The 19,197-nt window shown below is 67.6% G+C and carries 11 protein-coding genes and 1 pseudogene; 10 read left to right on the top strand and 2 right to left on the bottom strand.

The genetic code is table 11. The features are described 5' to 3' along the window. Positions 1-292: 292 nt before the first annotated feature. From ABD901_RS42640 to ABD901_RS42600, 9 genes and pseudogenes are all read left to right on the top strand, one after another. The gene (locus ABD901_RS42640; RefSeq protein ID WP_345136611.1) at positions 293-1,852 is read left to right on the top strand and encodes a DUF2397 family protein; all 1,560 of its coding nucleotides are present in this window, start codon (positions 293-295) and stop codon (positions 1,850-1,852) included. Between the two features lie 53 nt (positions 1,853-1,905). Further along, positions 1,906-3,174, top strand: a complete 1,269-nt coding sequence (locus tag ABD901_RS42635) for a DUF2398 family protein (protein ID WP_345136609.1) — start codon at positions 1,906-1,908, stop codon at positions 3,172-3,174. After that, a complete protein-coding gene (locus tag ABD901_RS42630) occupies positions 3,171-8,162 on the top strand; it encodes an SbcC/MukB-like Walker B domain-containing protein (RefSeq protein ID WP_345136607.1) in 4,992 nt (1,663 codons plus the stop codon). Before ABD901_RS42635 ends, ABD901_RS42630 begins: the two co-directional genes overlap by 4 nt. Before the next feature lie 4 nt (positions 8,163-8,166). After that, complete coding sequence (locus ABD901_RS42625; protein ID WP_345136605.1) at positions 8,167-9,348, top strand: TIGR02679 domain-containing protein; 1,182 nt, start codon at positions 8,167-8,169, stop codon at positions 9,346-9,348. 109 nt (positions 9,349-9,457) lie between these two features. After that, positions 9,458-9,817, top strand: a complete 360-nt coding sequence (locus ABD901_RS42620; protein WP_345136603.1) for a hypothetical protein — start codon at positions 9,458-9,460, stop codon at positions 9,815-9,817. After that, a complete protein-coding gene (locus tag ABD901_RS42615) occupies positions 9,789-10,106 on the top strand; it encodes a hypothetical protein (protein ID WP_345136601.1) in 318 nt (105 codons plus the stop codon). The genes ABD901_RS42620 and ABD901_RS42615 overlap by 29 nt, the downstream gene beginning before the upstream one ends. Positions 10,107-11,391: 1,285 nt before the next feature. Next, a complete protein-coding gene (locus tag ABD901_RS42610) occupies positions 11,392-12,147 on the top strand; it encodes a hypothetical protein (RefSeq protein WP_345136600.1) in 756 nt (251 codons plus the stop codon). Between the two features lie 306 nt (positions 12,148-12,453). Beyond that, positions 12,454-12,928, top strand: a pseudogene (locus ABD901_RS42605) (XRE family transcriptional regulator); the annotation flags it as partial. A gap of 139 nt (positions 12,929-13,067) precedes the next feature. Continuing rightward, positions 13,068-13,229, top strand: coding sequence for a hypothetical protein (locus tag ABD901_RS42600; RefSeq protein WP_345136810.1), 162 nt, complete (start codon positions 13,068-13,070; stop codon positions 13,227-13,229). On the opposite strand, the gene ABD901_RS42595 is transcribed toward ABD901_RS42600, so the two are convergent. Further along, on the bottom strand, positions 13,210-13,530 hold the full coding sequence (locus ABD901_RS42595) for a hypothetical protein (protein WP_345136808.1): 321 nt from the start codon (positions 13,528-13,530) through the stop codon (positions 13,210-13,212). The genes ABD901_RS42600 and ABD901_RS42595 overlap by 20 nt on opposite strands. Positions 13,531-14,042: 512 nt before the next feature. On the opposite strand from ABD901_RS42595, the gene ABD901_RS42590 reads away from it, so the two are divergent. Further along, the gene (locus ABD901_RS42590) at positions 14,043-17,405 is read left to right on the top strand and encodes a DEAD/DEAH box helicase (RefSeq protein WP_345136599.1); all 3,363 of its coding nucleotides are present in this window, start codon (positions 14,043-14,045) and stop codon (positions 17,403-17,405) included. Here ABD901_RS42590 and ABD901_RS42585 read toward each other — a convergent pair. Then, entirely contained in the window at positions 17,371-19,050 is a 1,680-nt protein-coding gene (locus tag ABD901_RS42585) for an Hsp70 family protein (RefSeq protein WP_345136597.1), read from the bottom strand. The genes ABD901_RS42590 and ABD901_RS42585 overlap by 35 nt on opposite strands. Positions 19,051-19,197 lie beyond the last annotated feature (147 nt).

Here is a 19,197-nt window from a genome sequence, read left to right as displayed (position 1 = left end):
CTATCAAGGTTTGGGGCAGCACTGGGCCGGCATGCGGACAGGCGGACTGTCCGCATGCCGGGCGTTGTCCGGCGGTGATTCTTGAGAGTCAATTGATAGACATGCTCTGATCGAACCCGCCCTGCGGCTCGCTAATGCGTTCATCGACCTTCGGTGGTGCGGCGAACCGAACGGTGCCGCTCGCAAGAACCGACATGATGCGCATATCGCTCAACATCCAACTCGGGCACGTCGGATTGTCGTACCTGCTCTTTATCCTCGTCCTCGAAGGCAACCGATGTGGAGGTGACGGGTGCCGAGCCAGCCTCGGTTGTGGTGGCAGGACATCGACCCGGTGGTGTGGAGGTGCTTCGGACAGCCCGAAGACCTGGCTCGGGAGCGCAATACCGCATTGCTCGCCGCGTTGGAGGAGTTGTCGACGCGGGCGCCGATGTCCACGCTGGCCGACATCGTGGCTCAGGTACGCGAAGTGGGATACCGCGACAAGCTGACCGATCTGGAGGTTCGGGACACGCTCGACCAGTTGACGAGGGCACGGTTGGTCGAGCCGTTTCGTGATTACGCCGCGCTCAGCGCGGGATTGGACGCGGTCGTACGCCGGCAGGAGGCATGGGCGCTCACTCGGGTTGGGCGTGTGGTGGTGGCGGCGGTGCGTTCGGCGGTGCTGGACGCGCATCGGGCGCTGCAGTTGCCGACCCGTCTGCTCGACAATGTGGAGCGGACCATCCGGGCGCTACTCGAGCACCTCAGCCACGATCGGGGCCTGCTGCCCGGAGACCTCAACGACGTCGGGACACGCATCGAGGAGATGCACCACGTGACGGCCGACTTCTACGCGGCCTTGGCGCAGATGGTGCAGTCTGACGTGACGGACGACGCGTTGTTCGGCGACAACAGGGACCGGGTGGTCGAGGCGCTGCGGCAGTTCCCCCGCGAGTACGGGCGGGCGCTGCGGCGCGTCGACGAAGCACTGGTTGATCTGGCGCTTGCCGGACACCGACCGCTGGTGGAGGCGGCGGCGATGCACGCTGGGCTTGTCGATGCCCGGGATCAGCAGCACTGGATCGATGAAAGGGTCCGCCGACTGGGCGACCTGGCGGCGTGGTTCGCGCCGGACGGCTCGGTACAGCGGCTGATCGCGTCGGCGACCGGTGCGGTGCACACGCTCCTGGTGGCCATCGACCGCCGCTACACGGCGCTTCGGCGGGGCAGCGACCTGAGCGCGGACTTCCGTGAGCTGGCGTACAGCCTGCACGCGCAGGCCAGCGACGAGGACGCCCGGCGCGTGTATGCGGCGGCGTTCGGCAGTTGGCCATCCTGGCACGCCATGGTCAGCACGATGCACGAGGATGTCTCGTACGCCAGCGTCGCAGCTGCGGGTCGCACGCGTCACCACGTCGAGGTGACCCTGCGCGAACACGAGCGGTCCGGACAGCAGTCGGGCCGGCCCCGCAAGGTACCCGACACTAGCGAAGCCCGCGCCACGGCAATGGCCGAAGCCGCAGCAGCGGCCGCTCGTCGTCGCCGGTTCGCGACGTTGCTGCGCACCGATGGCGAAGTCACCTTGGCTCATTTCAATGGCTTGGACAGCGCGGCAGCTGCAATCCTGTTCGCGGCGATCGAGGTCGCGTTGGAACACTTCGACGCGGCCGCCGGCTTCGGGCACGCTCAGGCCGAAGGTGCCGATGTGGTGGTGCGGGTGCGACTGGGTGAGCCCGGCGTGCGGGTGACCGTGGCGCTTGCCGAGGGTAAGTTGACCGGACCGGATCTCCGCGTGACCGTGACACCAACCGGTCAGGCCGACGAGACCATCGTGGATGATCCCGTGACCGTTGGGGAGACAGCGGCATGAGCAACAGCACCCTCGACCCGGAGGTAGCCGAGGCGGCCCGGCACCTGACCGCCGTGTGCCGGATCAGCGTCATCGATGACCCGGCCCGATATCGGACGCTGCTGCGCGGCCAGCGTGAGCTCGCCGCGTTCTTCCGCGACGAACTCGGCTGGACGCTCGTGGTACATGAGGTCGCTGGAGTCATTCGTCTGCACAAACGCCGCGATGACCCGCCGGCCGATCGTGGACCTTTCGTCACGCGCGACAACCGGCCAGGCCCGCTGGCCGGAATCGGCGTACTGGTGCTGGTGGCGCTGGTGTGCGAACAGCTGTGGCGGCGCCCGCGCATCTCACTGCGCGAGCTCGTGCAGGCGATCGCGCAGGTGTGCGCCGCGGAGACGGCAGAGGGTCGGCTGCCCCCGTTCCGGATCGTGGCCACCGACGGAGTCAGCAAACGCCAGGCGCAGACCGCCCGCCAGGACTTGTCCGATGCGCTGAAGCTGCTCGTCGCCGAGGGCGAGATCGCGATCGACACCGATCTGGACCGAGCCCTGGCCGACGACGCGGCGGATTGTGTCATCACCGCCAACCGCGACAGCTTGGCGACCAAGTTCGCGTCGCTGTCGCCGACCCTGCTCGGGCTCAGCGGCCGGCCCACACATGAGCACGCCGCCGCGTTGACCGCCACGTCCCTTCCCGACGCGACTCAAGCCGCCGCAGTGGACCACCGCGCCAGCGTGGACGGGCGCCGCCTGGCGGCGTTGCGGCGAGTGGTCGACGACCCCGGCGTCGATCCCACCGACGACCCGGCACCAGTGGGATACCTGCTGACCTTGTCGGGCCGGGAACGGGCACTCACCGTCGCGTCGCAGCTAGGGCTGGTTGCCACCGTGCGCCGCGACTGGTGGGAGGTCACCAACCCAGGCAGCGGCGCCACCAGCATGGACTTCCCACTGGGCCGGCGTACCGCCCGGCAGGCCGCCCTCGCGCTGCTTGCCGAGCTTACCCGGCGGCCGCAGCCGGAAGCCGAACTGCCGCTGGCCGAGATCGAGGCGCTGATCACCGCGGTACGGGAGGATTTGCCTCGGTGGGGCTCGTCGTATGCAGGCAAGCTGACCGTGCTCGCGCAAGCGGCAGCCGCAGACTTGGTCGCGGCAGGACTGCTCACCCGCGCGGACGCACCCAACTGCTGGCGGCCGACACCGGGCATCCATTTGTGGCGGATTCAGGTGCGCCGCGGCGAGCCGCCGACTCGAACCGCTGAACGGGACTCAGGCAGTCCCGCATGGGTCGCCGACACTCTTGATCTGACCGGGCCCGGCGAACTCGAGGAGCCATCGTGACGGTCCTGCCCCACCAGCTCACACGGGCCCATGGTGCGACCGCACCGACCGGGGAGCCGGACCTCTCCGCTGTCGGCCTTCCCGCTGCGGTGGGCCGGTGGCAACCGACCCGTGCAGGCGCGGTCAACTCATGGGCATGGGCTGACGAGACGCTGCTGTTCGCCGACGGGTGGCTTGCCCTGGCAGGCCCCAACGGTTCGGGCAAGTCCTTGACCGCCTCAATGCTCGTGACCCTACTGTTGGATGCCGACTGGGCGCCGAAGGCGCTGTCGGTGTCCGGTGAGTCAGCCGGGACCCTGGCCGACCGGCACACCAACCGCAACCCACGCGAGGACCGCACTGGTGCGTGGTGGTTGGAGTATGGCCGCCGCGCCGCCGACGACGACACGGTCGAGTACCTCACGACCGGAGTGTGGCTGCGTTCGGCAGGCGGGGACCTGCACCGGGCATTCTTCGTGGTCCCAGCCCGAATCGGTGTCGAGCTGTCGCTGCAGACCGATCGGGAACCGGTGTCCATAGAAGACCTCGCGGCGCAACTCGCCGCGAGCGGTGGGCGGCTGTTCACCGACTCGCAGCGGCTCGCCCGGGCGGCGGGTCACCACCTGACTGTGGGCAAGGAGGACGGCTACAAGTCCGAGGTTCGCACCGCCCTGTTCGCACCGCTGGATGACGTGCAGTTCGATGCCCTGCTCGGTGTACTGCGCAGCCTGCGCAGCGTACGAACGGCGGAGGCCATCTCCCCGAATGAGATGCGCAGGGTGCTGACCGAGGCGTTGCCGGCCCTCGACCCGGTACGGCTGGCAGTCATCGCGGAGGCCATGGAACGCATCGCGGACCTTGAGCAGCAGCTCAGCCGCGGTCGCGAGGAGGTACGGCTGCTGGACCGCGCTGAACATGCCTACCGTCGCTACGTCACGGCCCTGACGCAGGCGGAAGCCGCGAGTCTGCTCGCTGCGGTCACCCGGCTGGACGATCAGACCCGGAAGACGCGCAAGGCCGACACCGATCTCGCCACCGCCACCTCGGCGGTGGAGGCTGCCAACAATCGCCGGCGACAACTCCGCGAAGCCCTCACGAAGATCGAGGGACGACTCGCCGCCGCGGACGCGGAACTGCGTAACCACGCCGGCGCCGACTTGCCCCATCTGGAGCAACGGCTGACCGACCTCGAAGAACAACACCGGCGCGAAGCCGCCCGATCTGCCAAGCTGCGCCAAAACGCTGACCGGGCCACGAGCCAGAACACCGAGGCGGCCCAGGATGCGCAAGCTGCCCAGCGCCATCTCTCCGGCCTTACGACGGAACTGCAGGCCGCGGGAACCCGTATCGGCGCCGACCCGGTCCTCGATCGGCTACTTCAAGCTACGGCGCTGCTGGCGGAGGCCGGACCCGACACAGAGACGAGCCAGCTCAACACTTCGCAGCTGGCCAGCACGCCAAGCGGATGGACTGACCTGCGAGGCCAGCAGATCCGGCGGGTCGACGACGCCCTGCGTCAGCACTCGGGTGCGCAAGAACAGCAACTGGCCGCGGCAGCTGAACTGCGCCGGGCGGAAGACGAACAGGACGGTCGAGAACGTCGCTGCGCGCAGGCAGCCACCGACCGACAGGGCCGCGAGCACGAGCTTCGCGCCAGCCTGGCGCACTGGGAGCGCGGCCGTGTCGAGCTGCCCGAACTGCCTCCCACCCTGGTCGACCACACCGAACGCACCGACCTGGATCGGCTGGCCCGTTGGCTCTCCGTCGCCGCGCAGGCGACCACACGACGTATCGATGTCGGCGGGCACCAGCAGGCAGTCGCGGCGGCCGGAGCGGCCGAGCAGGCAGCCAGCGGTGCCCTGCGAAGGGCGACAGCTGCACAGGAAGCGGCTGAAGCAGAAGCCATCGCGGCGGGCGACGCGCTCAAGCAGGCCGAAACAGCCGCCCAAGCGGACCAGGCTGCCGCAGCAACGGCGCGTGCAGACGCCGCCGCCACCCACGACCAGGCAGTCGCAGCGGCTCACCAGATCACCACCGCGGCGCAGCGGGCGCTCCACACGGCCACGGCCACGGCTACCGAGGTCGCCACGGAATGGGCCGGCGAGGTGGCCGCCTGGCGCACCGGACTCGTGCACCTCTCCCCGGATGCGGTACCGCTGCCCGACGACCCCGACCTCATCGACCTGCCGGTCGTGGCGTTGGCTGTCGAACGCGCCCACGCCGCAGCGGCCGCCGATCTACGGGTACGCATCACCGACGCCAACCGGCTGGTCAAGGACAGCGAACAATCTGTCGGCGACGTGGCGGCGAAGCTTGCCGAGGCTCAGCGAGAGGCGCCGGTACCGTCTGCCCCGCCGTGGCGACCGGCACGCATCGACTCCCGGGCGGCGCCGTTCTGGTCGCTGGTGGACTTCGCCCCACAGGTCACGCCTCAGCAGGCCGACAGGCTCGAAGGGGCTCTACTCGTCGCGGGGCTGCTCGACGCACTCGTCAATCAGAACGGCACAGTCACGGCAGGCGACGTGACGATCACGGCGGAGGTCCCTGCCAGCGGGCGGTGTCTGGCCGACTTCCTCGTCGTCGAAGCCGATCCGAGCGTGCCAGCCGACCGAATCACGACTCTGCTGCGAGCGGTCGCCGTCGATGATCCGGACAGCGACATCGCGAGCGGCCGGCTGCAGGTGGGCTCGCTCACCGCACTCGCCCCACCCGACTACCAGGCCCGCTTCATCGGCCGTACCGCACGGGAACGCGCTCGTCTGGCTCACGTCGCCGCCCTGCAAGCAAGCCTCGACCAAGCTGAAGCCGCTCTGCGGGAAGCGCAGCGGGTCCGCGCCGTGCTCGACCAGGATCTGGCGGCGGCCAGCGCGGAACGCGACCGATTCCCCGCTACCGCTGGGCTGTACGGCGCCCGCGAGCGGGTGATTGAACTTCGCCTCGCGTTCGGGGTTGCGCAGCGGGAGACCGCCGAGCAACTCGCCGCTGCCCAGCTCGCCCTGCAGCGCCGGCTGGCCGAAATCGATGCGGCCGAAACGGCTACCGCAGCACGGCTGGCCGAGGCACAAAGGGTGGCCAACGACAAGACCGAGATTGCGGTCGGGCGCCGGACAGCCCGTGAGCAGGCTGATGCTGAGCACGCGACAGCCATGGAGCAGCTCGCCGTCGCCACCGCAAACCTGGAACAGGCAGAGGCGGCGCAGCGGCAGGCCGAGGGTGAACGGGCAGACTTCCCTGATCTCGGCCCGGTGCGCACGGCGCAACATGACGAAGACCTGGCGACACACGACCTCGCCAATGCGGAGGTTGCCGTCCAGGAAGCCACGGCCCGTCACGCGGACGCCTCGGGCCAGGTCCGCAGCGCAGTGCGCGAGCTCAACGCTGCAGCGACATTGCCCGACGGCATGATGCTGCCCACTGCCGCCGATCCGCTGTACACCCTGCGCGACGCCGTTGCGGCCCTCGGCCAGCAAGTCCAGTCCTGGCAGAATGCCGCGGCTCGAACCATCGACCTACTGCTACGGTGGCACAACACCGACGAAGCCGCAGAAGCCGCTCTTGGCGACGCCACGACGGGTGAGGCCGAAGCTGAAACAGCCCGGCTGGCCGTCGCCAAGGTACAGGCCCAAGTCGACGAGATCCGCCAGTTGCACGGAGCCGACTACGAACACCTGCGAACCACCCGCAACACCCTCGACCAGCAGCGCACCGCCAACCATGAGGAAGACGAACGGGTACTGCTCAATCGCGAGGAGGCCAGCAATCGTGCCGCCCAGGCCAAAGCCACCCTGGACGCACTCGTACCCCAACGGCAGCAAGCCGAACGGCAACGCGACCTCTGCGCACGCCGCATCGGGCTGCTGGTCACCCACAAACTCGCCACCGTGCCCGACGACCTCCCCACCGACGTGGATGGGCACCCCGCCCACGTAACCGCCGCCATCGCCTGGTCACGGCGCATCCTGGCCGAGGAAACCTCTGGAGACCGCCTCGGCGCGCTCACCGAGTCCCGTGATCGGGCGCTGCAGACCCTCGAAGGCACCGTACGGACAGCGAACCAGGCGCTGATGAAATTCCGTCAGCAGGTCGACATCGCGACCCTGGACGGTACCGACTGGCGCCGGGTCACGCTCGTTGCCACCAACGCCGCCGTCGGTGAGGACCTGCTGCAGGCGGTCGCCACACTGCGCGCCACGACCAGCCGGCTGGAAGCCGACCTGCGAGAGGACGTCAAGGCAACCCTGAAGACGTCGATGTTCACTGAGCTGCGCCGCGATATCCAAGACCGCCGCGAACTGGCCCAGGAGCTGGTCCGGCAAATCCGCGCAACGCTTGCCGGCGTACGTACCGGCGTGGAACGAGTCGGCGTCGAAGTCGACTGGACCGTTCGCCAAGACCCTGACGCCCAACGCATGATCGAACTGCTCACCGCGCCACCATCGGACGACACGTTCAACCAGATGTACGAGGTCCTCCGAAAGCGGATGGACGACGCAGCCACCGAGGCGTGGGCCGACCGCGTCGCCCACACCTTCGACTACCGCTCCTGGCACGAATGGCACATCAACATCACTCACCGCAGCTTCAGCACCGACGGCTCAGAGGTATTCCGGCCGGTCAACGCGCGATCCAACCCGCTGAAAGCGCTCAGCACCGGCGAATCCCGGCTCGCCACGATGCTGCCGCTGCTGGCCGCCGCATGGTCCATGTACTCCGACCAGCGCTACAACGGCCCGCGCCTGCTGTCCATCGACGAGATCGACGCCGCCTTCGACGAGCCCAACCTCCGTCAGATCTTCGCCCTCCTGCGCGGCTGGAATTTCGACGTTCTCGCCACCACACCGACCATGACACCCATGATCAAACGTGAAGTTCGGCAGGTCGTCGTCCACCAACTCGTTACCACGGGCCGAAGCCGAGTCACAGTGCCCTGGCTCTGGCGCGGCCATGGAGAGCCACAACCGCTCACCTTCGACTTCTCGCCGGCCGCGGACGACCCGCAGGACAGTTGATCGCATGGCAACCGACGTCCGCAGTCTTGCCGACGATCCCGACCTCGCCCCACTGTGGCAAGCCGTCCACCGGCGCCTATGTGCCGGCGAGCCTCCGGAAGCCATCAACATGGTGCGAGTCGCTCAGCTGTCCCGCACCGGCATCTCGGTGCTGCGAACCTGGCTGGACACCACCACAGCCCGCCGCCACAGGTCCGCCGTGACCGTCACCGCTACCACGACTACCGTGCCGCTACGCGAACTTCTGCGGGTATTGCACATCGACGGTCAGTTGCTGCCTGAGCTCGTCGAACGCGCCACCGGCCAACAAATCGTCAATCGAAGCCTCGCCAACCGGGTCGCTCTCGCCCGGCGCGAGAAGCTCTGGGAATACGCGGCACAACGGCTTCCACAAGTTCCGCGTCTCGTCGCCCGCCTCCGCGCCGCCGGCCTCGGCGACGACGACACGGAGACGCGCAGCACCATCGACGCACTGGCCGATGCCCTAGCCCTGATACCGGCAAAGCCGCCCATTCCATTGGCGAAGCTCGCCCATGACACGACAGGCAATCCCCACTTCTTCGACCTCGGAACCACCACCGGAACACGCTTCGTCGCCGCTGTCGCGGAACTCACCGACCGGCCTGAGCCCGCTCGGCCCGACCTGGTTCGCGAACTCCTCGCTGACGTCGGCATCCTCGCGGACCGCCTATCCGCAACTGTGCTTCTGTACAACGTCGACGCCATCGGCGATGGCCCGATCGACCAGCGGCTACGTGCCTCCGCCCTGCCCGTCGCGCTTACTCTGCTCGACCTCATCGCCACGCCACCGATCCTCGCTCCGGTGCCGCTGACCGTCGTAGAGAACCCGTCCGTCATCGAAGTCGCCCTCGTCCGGGGGAGCCGGATCCCGCTGGCGTGTACCAGCGGCCAACTGCGGGCGGTCGACCACGTGCTCCTGCAACTGGCCAACCGCTGTGGCGTACCGCTGCGATACGCCGGCGACATCGACAGCTACGGCGTGCAGATCGCGGAAACGGTTGCGCAGCTCTACCGCGCGGAACTGCTGGCCATGGATGCGACGACCATTGCGGCGGCCATCAGCCCGTCGGTCACGATCGACCCAGCCGATTCCCTGCCTGAGCGCGCTACTGCCATCTACCAGGAACACGACGCCGTCCTGGCCCGGATCTTCGGAACCGGCTGAGGGGGCCGGGAGCGACGGGCCTGTGAGAATGCGGGTCAGGAGTTCAGCTCGCAAATCTACGCTGACGCCTAATTCCCCAACTGCCCATGCCGTCTCATGGAGGGAAGCTGTGGATCGGTTCATCACCACCGACCGCATGTGGGCGGAAGCGACGCGCTGGCATGTGTACGTGCTGCCAGACCTCGGCATCGACGCCGAGTTCCGGCGGTTGGTGGAGCAGAGCCGCACCGTAATGGCGCGGCATCGGGCGCTGTCCGTGGTGCCGGACGCCTGGCTCCACGCGACGGTGCAGGTGATCACCGGGCGCGCCGGGGCCGCCGTGACGGCGGCGCAGCGGGCGGCGCTGATCGCCGGCTTACACGAACAGGTCGGACCGCTCGCGCCGTTCACTGCCACCGCCGGTTCGGTGCCCACAGCTCGCGAGCGCAGCCGGGATCCTTGTGGATCTCGATCTGGACCTGCCCGGTGAGCCGTTCGCGATGCTCAGCGAACGGGTCGGGACCGCCATCCGCGGCGTGTTCGGTGCCGACGCGCTGCGCTACGACCCTGGCGTCCCACACATAAGCCTGGCGTACGCGGCCGGCCCGGAAGACTCTGGCGTCGTCCAGAGTCAACTGCGGCGTGCGGTACGGCCAAACCGCGCGCCGTTGACCGTCGGCGCGGTCTGGCTCCTCGATGTGATCCAGGACGCCGGGCGCAGCCAGTACCGGTGGCATGAGCCCATCGCCCGAATCCCGTTGCAGGGAGGACCTCGATAACCCACGCTAAGCCACTGCGGAGCGTCGTCGGGCGACGAGCTGCGGCTGTGGCGAGCGCGGCGGTGAGGCGCGGCACCACCTCAGCCCGGACGACGCTCTCCAGGTTGCGGTGGTCCGGGTGGGCGGCTTCGCGAGCATCAGACTCCAGCACCAGCTCCCACGACACGCCAAGGGTGCGCGGCGTCTCGACCAGGACGGCGGTGACGTTCAGTTCGGTAAGCCCGAACCGGTCGAGCAGCGCCTTGCGGGCACCGCCGAAGGCCGCGGGTTCACCAGCACCGCCAGAAAGCCGCCGCGGTCCAGCACGGCGCCGAGCCGGGCGTCAGCCTCTGAGACGGCGTCCGGTCCGGCGGGCAACAGCGGCCCAGTTCGAGTACCGCGAGTACGGCTCGCGAACAGGTCACTGCCCGGTCTGGTTGGTGTTGTGTAGCGGTCGCGCCGCCATTCGAGCGCGATACCGGCGGCAGTCAGGTACTGGTCAAGCTTCGGCCGGCCGGGAAGGTCTTCGGCCCGCGGGACCGAGCCCGGACCCTCATCAGCGGGCTCGACCCGTCGCTACAGGCGCTGATGCTCAACGCCGCCGACCTGATGACCCGCGGCCGGACCACCCTCACCTCCGACGAACGGCAGCTCATCGGAACGGCGCTGGAGAACGTTGTCACCGCGCAGCTCATCCCATAGCTGCAGGCTCTCGTCTCCTCGGGCCGTCTCGACAATCCCGAGGAACTCGCCGACCAGCCGCACAAGGCGACGGGCCCGCTCGACGCCGACCCGACGTTGTCACCGAACCCGGCTGTCGGGCTGCCGCCGAACCTCGGCAAGCGGCGTGAAACCGAGTTCGCCGTGCACCTGCTGCGCGAAGATCCGAACGTCCACGTCCGACTCGACGGCTGGGTACCTGGCCCCCAGCCTGCTGAGAAAACTTGACTCCGAGGTCCTCGACGTCACCAACCACGGTCGTACCAGCTGAAGTCGATCACGTCGGACCTTCTCGGCGGCGAGCTGAACGTGGCGATCAAGCAACTCAATGGCCAAGGGGCGTCGACGGGCAGACAGGGGTGCGGCAGCAGGCGCCGCCCGGATATGCGAAGGTCGCAGTGCTGTATCTAATTAGAACCGGCCAGCATCCGGCATGTGCTCGACCGTCAGGACTCGCCGCCTATTTCAGGCACCCACGCCAGCGGCAGAGCCTGAGCGCCCTATGCCCAGGCGGCCGTGCCCGCTGTCGACGAACTCATCATCGTGAATCGCACCGGCGTGCACCGCTGGACAAAGGACCAATTTCATGACATCGCCGACGCCTGCCCCTGACCGGCACGCCAATCACTGGAACATTCTCGAATCCTCCTCGCTGATCGTCTGGAGCCCATCGTTCGCGGTCCCGGCCGACGCGGCGGTCCTGCACGCCTGGGAGCAGCAGTTGTTCGCCGCTGGGGAGCGGTATGGCGTGCTGCGGGTCGAGCGGTTCGACGACATCGGGTACGACCGGGCGCGGGACGGCTACATCGGCGACTTCGCCGCCGCGCACCCCGACCTGCCGCCAGAGTTCTACGTGTTCCCGGCCGGGTTCATCCTCGGCGCCGGCTGGGAGCGGCTCACCCTCGCGACCCGACTCGCGTTCGTCGTCGGCGACGACTGGTACCAGCCGGGCGACCGCATCGAAGAAGAGTGGTTCTCGTCCATCTACGACCTCAGCGATCGCGCCAAGATTCCGACGGACCAGACCTCGCCGCCAATCACGATCTACGCCGACGTCGAGGAGGACACCGACCCGCGCCGCATCATCGTCGACATCGGGCTTTGGACGGACATCTTCTTCCCGTGGAATCCTCCGGACACGCGCCGGCAGCCCGTCCGGATCGACAACCGGCTCCTCGCCGAACGCAACGGGCGGCGCCTCAATGCCTTCCTTGCCGACGTACGCGCGGCGACTCTGGCCGCGAACGGTACGTGGGAGGCGCCGAACAAGTTGGGAGCCGACCCGCGGCGATTCGACGAGGATGGCATCGAGTTCGAAGGGCCGCGCCAGGACTCGCGCTGATTGCACGACACCGACGGCCGGCCCTCGCGCCATGCGGCTTTGGTTACCCCTGGCCGACCGGCTGGTGCTGACGTCCCAGCCTGGAGATACGGTCGTCACGTCGCGTGTCAATACGGCCCACTCCCGGGGGGACCATGCAGGCGCAGCCGGATCTCACCGTCGGCGAGAAGATCAAGTTCTACCGGCAGCGGTCCGGTGACTCCCGCGCGGTGGTCGCCGGGCCCATCGGCCGGTCCGCCGAATGGGTCAAGGCCGTGGAGAACGGCCGCCTCCTGCCGCCCCGGCTGCCGATGCTCAACCGGCTGGCTGGCGTCGCTGCACGGCGCGCTGCAGTTCGGGGCCGCGTTCACCGCGGCCAGGATCGGGGAGGCGTTGACCGCGCTGCGCTAACCTCGATGAGGCCGGACGTGTCGCCGACCGGCTGCCGGAGTCGCATTACCAGCCGTAAACCTCGTTCTCCCGGATCATCATGGACGCCCACGCCGTCACCGTCGCCGTCGAACTGCGCCAGCCTGGTGAGGCGCTGCGCGCGGCCCGGCGGACCGCGGCCGCGGCAATCCCGTCCCGGCCGCGCCGGGCACGGCATCTTGTCGAGGTTGCCCGCGGCCACCATCTCCGGCACGACCAGGCCGCCACCGCCGACACCCTGACAGCGGGCTACGCTGCCGCGCCAGAGACCGTGCGCTTCAACGGATACGCCTGCCGGATGACGCTCGACCTGCTCGAAGGCGGGCCTGACGTCTGGCCCACCGCCAGAGATCTGGCGAGCAGGCTCGGCCTGCCGGTTTTGGGGTTCAAACCATACCCCTCGTCACACCCCGCACCGGGGAGGCTTCGGATCAACGCACGACGATCACTTGGCGGTCGTGCGTTCCGTAGCGGGGTGCGCCGGTTGCTGGACGCTGCGAACCGTGGCCGGCGTGCCCACCTATCCGGAGGGGCGAGACGTGGAGCTGTCGGAGGCGGTCGACCTGCGCCGCTACCACCGCAAGGAGCCCGGCACCGTCCGGTGCCTGATCTGCCACGAGCGGCATCCGGCTCGTGGCTCGCGGCGGAAGGCCGTCATCGGCCCGACCCGTTGACGATGCCGGTGCTGGCGACGACGCCGATCACGGTGATCCAGCACAAGGCGGTGAGCTGCCATTGCGTCGTGTGGTCGTCGGTCCGCCAGATACGCCAGGCGAGCACGCAGGAGCCCGCGAGCGCGAGCGCGATGCCGATAGTCCACACGAGAAGCGCGTGGTCGCCGTGCCCGGTCGCGTTGCGATAGATGCTGTAGGCCAACGGCCCCGCGGAGATCACGGTGGCGGTGACGGCGACCCATGCGCCCGAGCGCCTCAGATTGCGCCATGGGTCGGCGATGAACGACTTCTCAGGTGGCACGGTTCCCCCGGTAGTAGACGACGATGGTCCGATACAAGGTGGCAAGAGCTGAGGTAACTCTCAATCGGCAGCGCAGCATCCTCGTCACGGAGACCGCCGTGGCTCTCGGCGTTGTGGCCGCCAGCACCGAGACCCCACCGACGGCGGTCGCGCAGCGTGAAGCACTGCACCGTCAGCCGTTCCACGGCGCGCGAGATGACGATCGCGACGCGCGCGTCCGGAGCGGGGCCGTCTCGATGCCGACGGCCGCTTGAAGCCTCGCCGCACTGCGAGACGACACGCCACGAAGCAACTCGGCGGATCGGCGAGGCGCCCCGATTCGAATGAGCGCGCCAGGTATGCGGCATGTCATTGAGTACGGGCTACGGCGAGGTCCTGTGAACGAGATGGGTGAATAGCGACTCGTTTGCCAATCTTTGCGCGGCTGCGGCCGGAACAAGGTGGCCGATCGGCCGTACTGCTGTTGCTGATGCCGTCAATATGCTCGGCAGACCGCTGGGGATGGGAACGACATGGCAGACGATGACCTCCGCTACAAACCGCCACACGGTGACCTGGGCTGGCTGAATCCACTTCAGCCAGCGTCGTGCCTGGTGATGGGCGACGTACCGGAGCATGAGCGCGACACTGTCCTGCAAATCGCCCCTAGCGTGCGTGCCGCCGCCCCGTCCGGGATCGCCAGACGCCTGCTGCATCAGGGCACGTATGCGTTCGAGGTGGGAGGGGTATGGCACATCGTGCTCGTCGCCGCCGGCCTCGAACCGCGGTCGCCCGACGGCGGACGGTCACGCTACGTCGAGGACGGTCACCTTAGCTTCGCGCGTATCTTCTATGAGGACAGTTGGGACAACGCTGCTCCGTTCGCCGGTAGGCCGGGCCTGAGCGCCGGCGCGGTGGTCCGCCCGAAAGGCACTGACTCGGTTGGTCGGATCAGACGTGTGATCGCCGTACCGGGCGGATACGAGTACGAGGTCGACATTCAGGGAACCGTCAGCTCCTACAGCGAGGAAGCGCTGGTCCCGGTTGCCGGCGACCCGCGTGATCCCGCGTTCTGGCTGCAGCAGCCGCCGGCGAACGCTGCCGACATCTCGCTGACGCTCACCTGGACGAAGCTGCACCATCCGTTGACTGATGTCCTGTACTCGTTCGCATCAAGCAAGACGGTCTTCCGGCCGTACCAGTTCAAGCCGGTGCTCAAGATGTTGACCGGGTCCTCCGGTCGGATCCTCATCGCCGACGAGGTCGGCCTCGGCAAGACGATCGAGGCGGGACTGATCTGGAGCGAGCTCGAGCAACGCTCTCGGCTCGAGCGGGTGCTTGTGGTGGCGCCGGCGGCGTTGACGCTTAAGTGGAAGACCGAAATGGAGCGGAGGTTCGACCGGAGCCTGCCGGCGCTCAAACCGCGGGATCTCGCGGAACTGCTCGACCGACTGCGAGACGGCGCTGAACCGGAGATCCGGGGGGTGATGTCCCTGGAGTCGTTGCGGACTGCCGACGTACTGGAGGTTCTGGAGGAGCTTCAGCCCCGGTTCGACCTGATCATCGTGGACGAGGCGCACTATCTGCGCAACCGGGAGAGCAAGACGCATGCACTCGGCCGGTTGCTCGCGTCGTTGGCCGACTACCTCGTGTTCCTGTCAGCCACGCCGCTGAACCTCGGCACAGACGACCTGTTCAATCTGATGCATCTTCTCGATGCGGACAACTTCGGCGACAAGGCCGTCTTCGACGCCCAACTGTGGCCCAACGAACTGTTGAACAGTGTGGCGAGATCATTGCTGCGGGAAGGACGGCACTCGCCACGAAAGCTCGTCGCGGAACTGGACCGCCTCGCCGGTCTGGAGTTCGGCGCATCGGTGACGGACCGGCCAGACTTTGCGATTCTTCGTGATCTGCTTGACGTGGAACGCCCGCTGCGGCCTGACGAGATCGCCCGAGCGCGCCGACTGCTGGCCGATCTGAACGTCCTTGGCGGTGTCCTGACCAGGACGCGAAAGGCTGAGGTTCCGGACGCGAAGGCGGCCCGGGAGGCGCGCAGCATTGACGTCGAGTGGACCGATGCCGAGCGGCGGTACTACGAGGCCGTGATGGCATGGTGCATGGCCCGGGCGCTCGAGTCCGGCAGTCCCCCGGGCTTCGTGATGCAGATGCCGCTGCGGCAGGCGGCCAGCTGCATTCCCGCGTCGCAGCGGCTCATACAACGACGCGAGCCACACCTGTTCGCGGAGTCGTTCGACGACTTCGACGAGGAACCGGACGAGACACCGACCCAAATCCCAAACTCTGAAATCCTGCGCAGGCCGATACCGGTCGACAGTAAGTACGAAAAGCTACAGGAGGAACTGCTACGTATCCGGCAGGCCGGCCTGCGACAGATGATGATCTTCTCCTTCTTCCGTGGCACGCTCGCCTACCTTGCTGAACAGCTCAAGCAACACTTCACCGTTGCGGTCATGGACGGTGGCGTACCGCTGCCGCATCGCGAGCAGATCATGCGCGAGTTTCGTGAGGGCCGGTTCGAGATCCTGCTGCTGAGCGAAGTCGGCTCCGAGGGCCTGGACTTCGAGTTCTGTAACGTGCTGGTCAACTACGACCTTCCCTGGAACCCGATGCGAGTAGAACAGCGCATCGGCCGCCTCGACCGGTTCGGGCAGCAGCACGAGAAGATCTTCATCTACAACATGCACGTGCCCGGCACCATCGAGACAGACATCTTCCAACGCCTCTACGACCGCATCGGCGTGTTCCAGAACTCGATCGGCGAGCTCGAACCAATCCTGCGGGACAAGATCGGCGACATCTCAAAACGGGTGCTCGACCCGAAGCTCGATGCCGCCGGACGGCAGCACGAAGTCGATCGAATCGTCGTGGCACTGGAGCAGCGCCGGCATGATGCCGACGATCTGAAGAACTCGCGGGCGTATCTCTCCGGCCTCGACGACCTGCTCGTTGAAGGCATGACCGCGGACGGACCGGGCAACGGGCGGTTCATCGGTCCCGCCGAGATCTGCAGGATGATCGACGAACTCCTCGTTCGCGTCGGGGGCCGTCGGGAAGACGTGGATGCCAACGGGGTGTTCCGGATCGTCGGATCGCCTGGGCTGGCGACGAAGTTACGTCTGCACCGGTCGACAGACGACGGCAGTCGGTACAGCCGTTCCAAGCTTGCCGCGCTCATGCAGGACGGCACCCCGCTGGACTGCACCTTCAAGCCCGAGGTGGCGAGCAGGTACAACGTCGAGCTGGTATCGGCGCGGCACCCGCTGGTGCGGATCGCGTTGGAGGTGCTGGACGCGGAGACGCTGTCGCTCCCACGATTCGGATCGGTCTGTGTAAAGGGCCTGCCGAGTGGTCGACGGTACCTCGTCAGTCTTGACCTTGCGGTCACTACGGGGCTGCGTCCGCTGTGCGAGCTGTGGGCTACGGCGATTGACGTCGACACCCGCCAGGTGTCTGCCGGAGTCGGTGAGGCGTTACTGCAATCTCTGGCCGAAGGCGACCTCGGCGACGGGCCCTCATTCGCACCCACCGACACGGAACACCTGCTGCGGCTTGCCAAGGACGAGCTCTCCGCACGGCGGCGAAAGACCGAACGGCTTCGTGCTCAGGAGAACGCGGCCCTGGTGGAGGGCCGAATCCGGGCCCGGGAAAGCTCCCTGGATCTGCAGATCCGCAAGACCATCGAGCTCATCGGACAGCTGCAGGCGCAGCATCGCAGCCGCAGCATCATCCGGTTGAACGACGGATGGCTGCGGCGGCTCCGTGAGAACCGGCGCGACGTGAGGGACAGGCTGATTGGTAGCAAGGAGTTGAGCTTGTCGCTCACCTCTGTCGCCGTCGTCATCGCGAGTGCGGCGGCGCCCAGTCCTTGCTGAGATACCAGGCCGTCGGCGCGACCGTGCTGTCTCCTTCAACACTGCGCAGCACAAGCTGGGCATGGTCGCGGCCGCGGATGACGGGCCACCGTTCCACCCGCATCTGCAGGTCCCAGCCGGTCGCGTCGCGGATATGCACGCGCCCGTCGCAGTAGAGCTTGAACGCCATCCTGCTCGAACCAAACTTGAGCGTGATACCGTCCATCGCTCGGCGATCGTCCATTCCGCGACCGTCGACGTAGGCGAGACTCAGGTATTCGCCGGAGATGGACCGGACACGCAGGACACCAGTGCCCTGCGAGGGTCCCGGGAACTCCCGGCCGTGCCGAGCGTAACCGAGGTCGAACATACCGTTCAGGACTTGCTGTGCGGTGTACAGCGGCGTGTAGGCCTCATACAGCACCTCCTGGCGGCGTTCGCCACGCTCCTCCCACTCGACCACGAAGTCGAAGCCAGGGCGGTGCAGGTTCAGCCGTTCGTAACTGCCGGTGTCCGCGAGCCCTGCCACGATCGCCTCATCGGCGGCCACCCCGGCGTTGTCAAACACCTGCGCCCGTGGAAACGCTCGGCCGATTCGCCGCTCGACGTACGGAATGCGGCTCATGCCGCCCGCTAGCAGGATGTAGTCGACGTCCTGGGCCAGTTCGGCAGGACTGATCGCTCGTAGCTGTTCCGGGGACCGCCCGCCGCGTTCGGTGAGCCGGGCCGCCCGAACCGCGGCCCAGATCATCGCAAGCGCGCGGTCCATCTGGGGTCTGAATGCCTCTTCCAACTGCTCCTTGTGGTACGTGAGGACGGGCACGTCTCCCATCGGGCGACGCGGAAGGAGAATCTGCTGCTCAGCGACTTGAGTCAGGCGCTCTTTCGCAGTCTTGGCAGCTCGCAGCAGCACTGCGTCCACGTACTCTTCAGGTGCGCGATCCCAGACGTTGACCCCGCATTTTGCGTACATCCTGGTGAGCTGGTTTGCGACAGCACGGTCCAGTGCGTCACCCGCCTGGTCGACGCCGAGTGCGGACAGCACGGAGATCTCGGGCTGCTCGCCGCCGACGATGTCGAGCACCGCGATGTCCAGCGTGCCCCCGCCCATGTCGAAGACCAGCAGGCGTCCTTTCGGGCGTTCGCCGTACTGCATGAACCGGTGCGTCACCCATGCCACGCCGGCAGCGATCGGCTCGTCGATGAGCGTCGAACTGTCCACCGGGAGACCGGCCTTCGTGGCAAGCGAGAGCAGCCGGCTGCGCTGCTGACCGTCCCACATCGCCGGGCATCCCAACCGCAGATCGTGGCCGCCGGTGATCGGTCGTCCGGCCGCCTCGGCCCGCCGGCCGATCTCGGCGAGGATCGCGATAATGACGTCGTCAGCGGCGACCCGCTGCGGCCCCGATGCACCGGCGACGACGACGGCATCCTCGTGCCGGGTGATCGCTCGCTTCACCGAGCGGATGACCTGGTCGCTCGGCAGCTCGTCGGCGTCCTCGCCGACCAGGAGATCCTCATCGTCGTATCCGGCGATGGAGGGAAACCACTGCGTACCTACGCCGAGCGGAACGATGGTCGCCGGCAGCCGGCCCTTGCGCTCGGCGACGAGCGATGTCGACGTCCCGAAGTCGACGCCGACGGCATGACTGTGGCGACCCGCCATTTGACCCTCCTATTTCACTAAGCCCTGATCCACCGACGAGGTCTCGGTGCCCGGCCGGTCCAGCCCGATGATCTTGGACGCGGGTCAGGGCGTGTGGGAGTGACCGGCCGGGTTGCCGGTGCGCTCGATGGTCGAGGGAAGTCTGGG

Source organism: Dactylosporangium darangshiense, assembly GCF_039537565.1.
In the GTDB taxonomy this organism is placed as follows: Bacteria; Actinomycetota; Actinomycetes; order Mycobacteriales; family Micromonosporaceae; genus Dactylosporangium; species Dactylosporangium darangshiense.
The sequence above is the reverse complement of the archived record's forward strand: the minus strand, read 5'-3'. Positions and strand labels throughout refer to the sequence as shown.

Coding starts and splice junctions, on each gene's coding strand:
- ABD901_RS42590 (WP_345136599.1), top strand. CDS start 14,043: ATGGCAGACGATGACCTCCGCTACAAACCGCCACACGGTGACCTGGGC.
- ABD901_RS42585 (WP_345136597.1), bottom strand. CDS start 19,050: ATGGCGGGTCGCCACAGTCATGCCGTCGGCGTCGACTTCGGGACGTCG.
- ABD901_RS42610 (WP_345136600.1), top strand. CDS start 11,392: ATGACATCGCCGACGCCTGCCCCTGACCGGCACGCCAATCACTGGAAC.
- ABD901_RS42625 (WP_345136605.1), top strand. CDS start 8,167: ATGGCAACCGACGTCCGCAGTCTTGCCGACGATCCCGACCTCGCCCCA.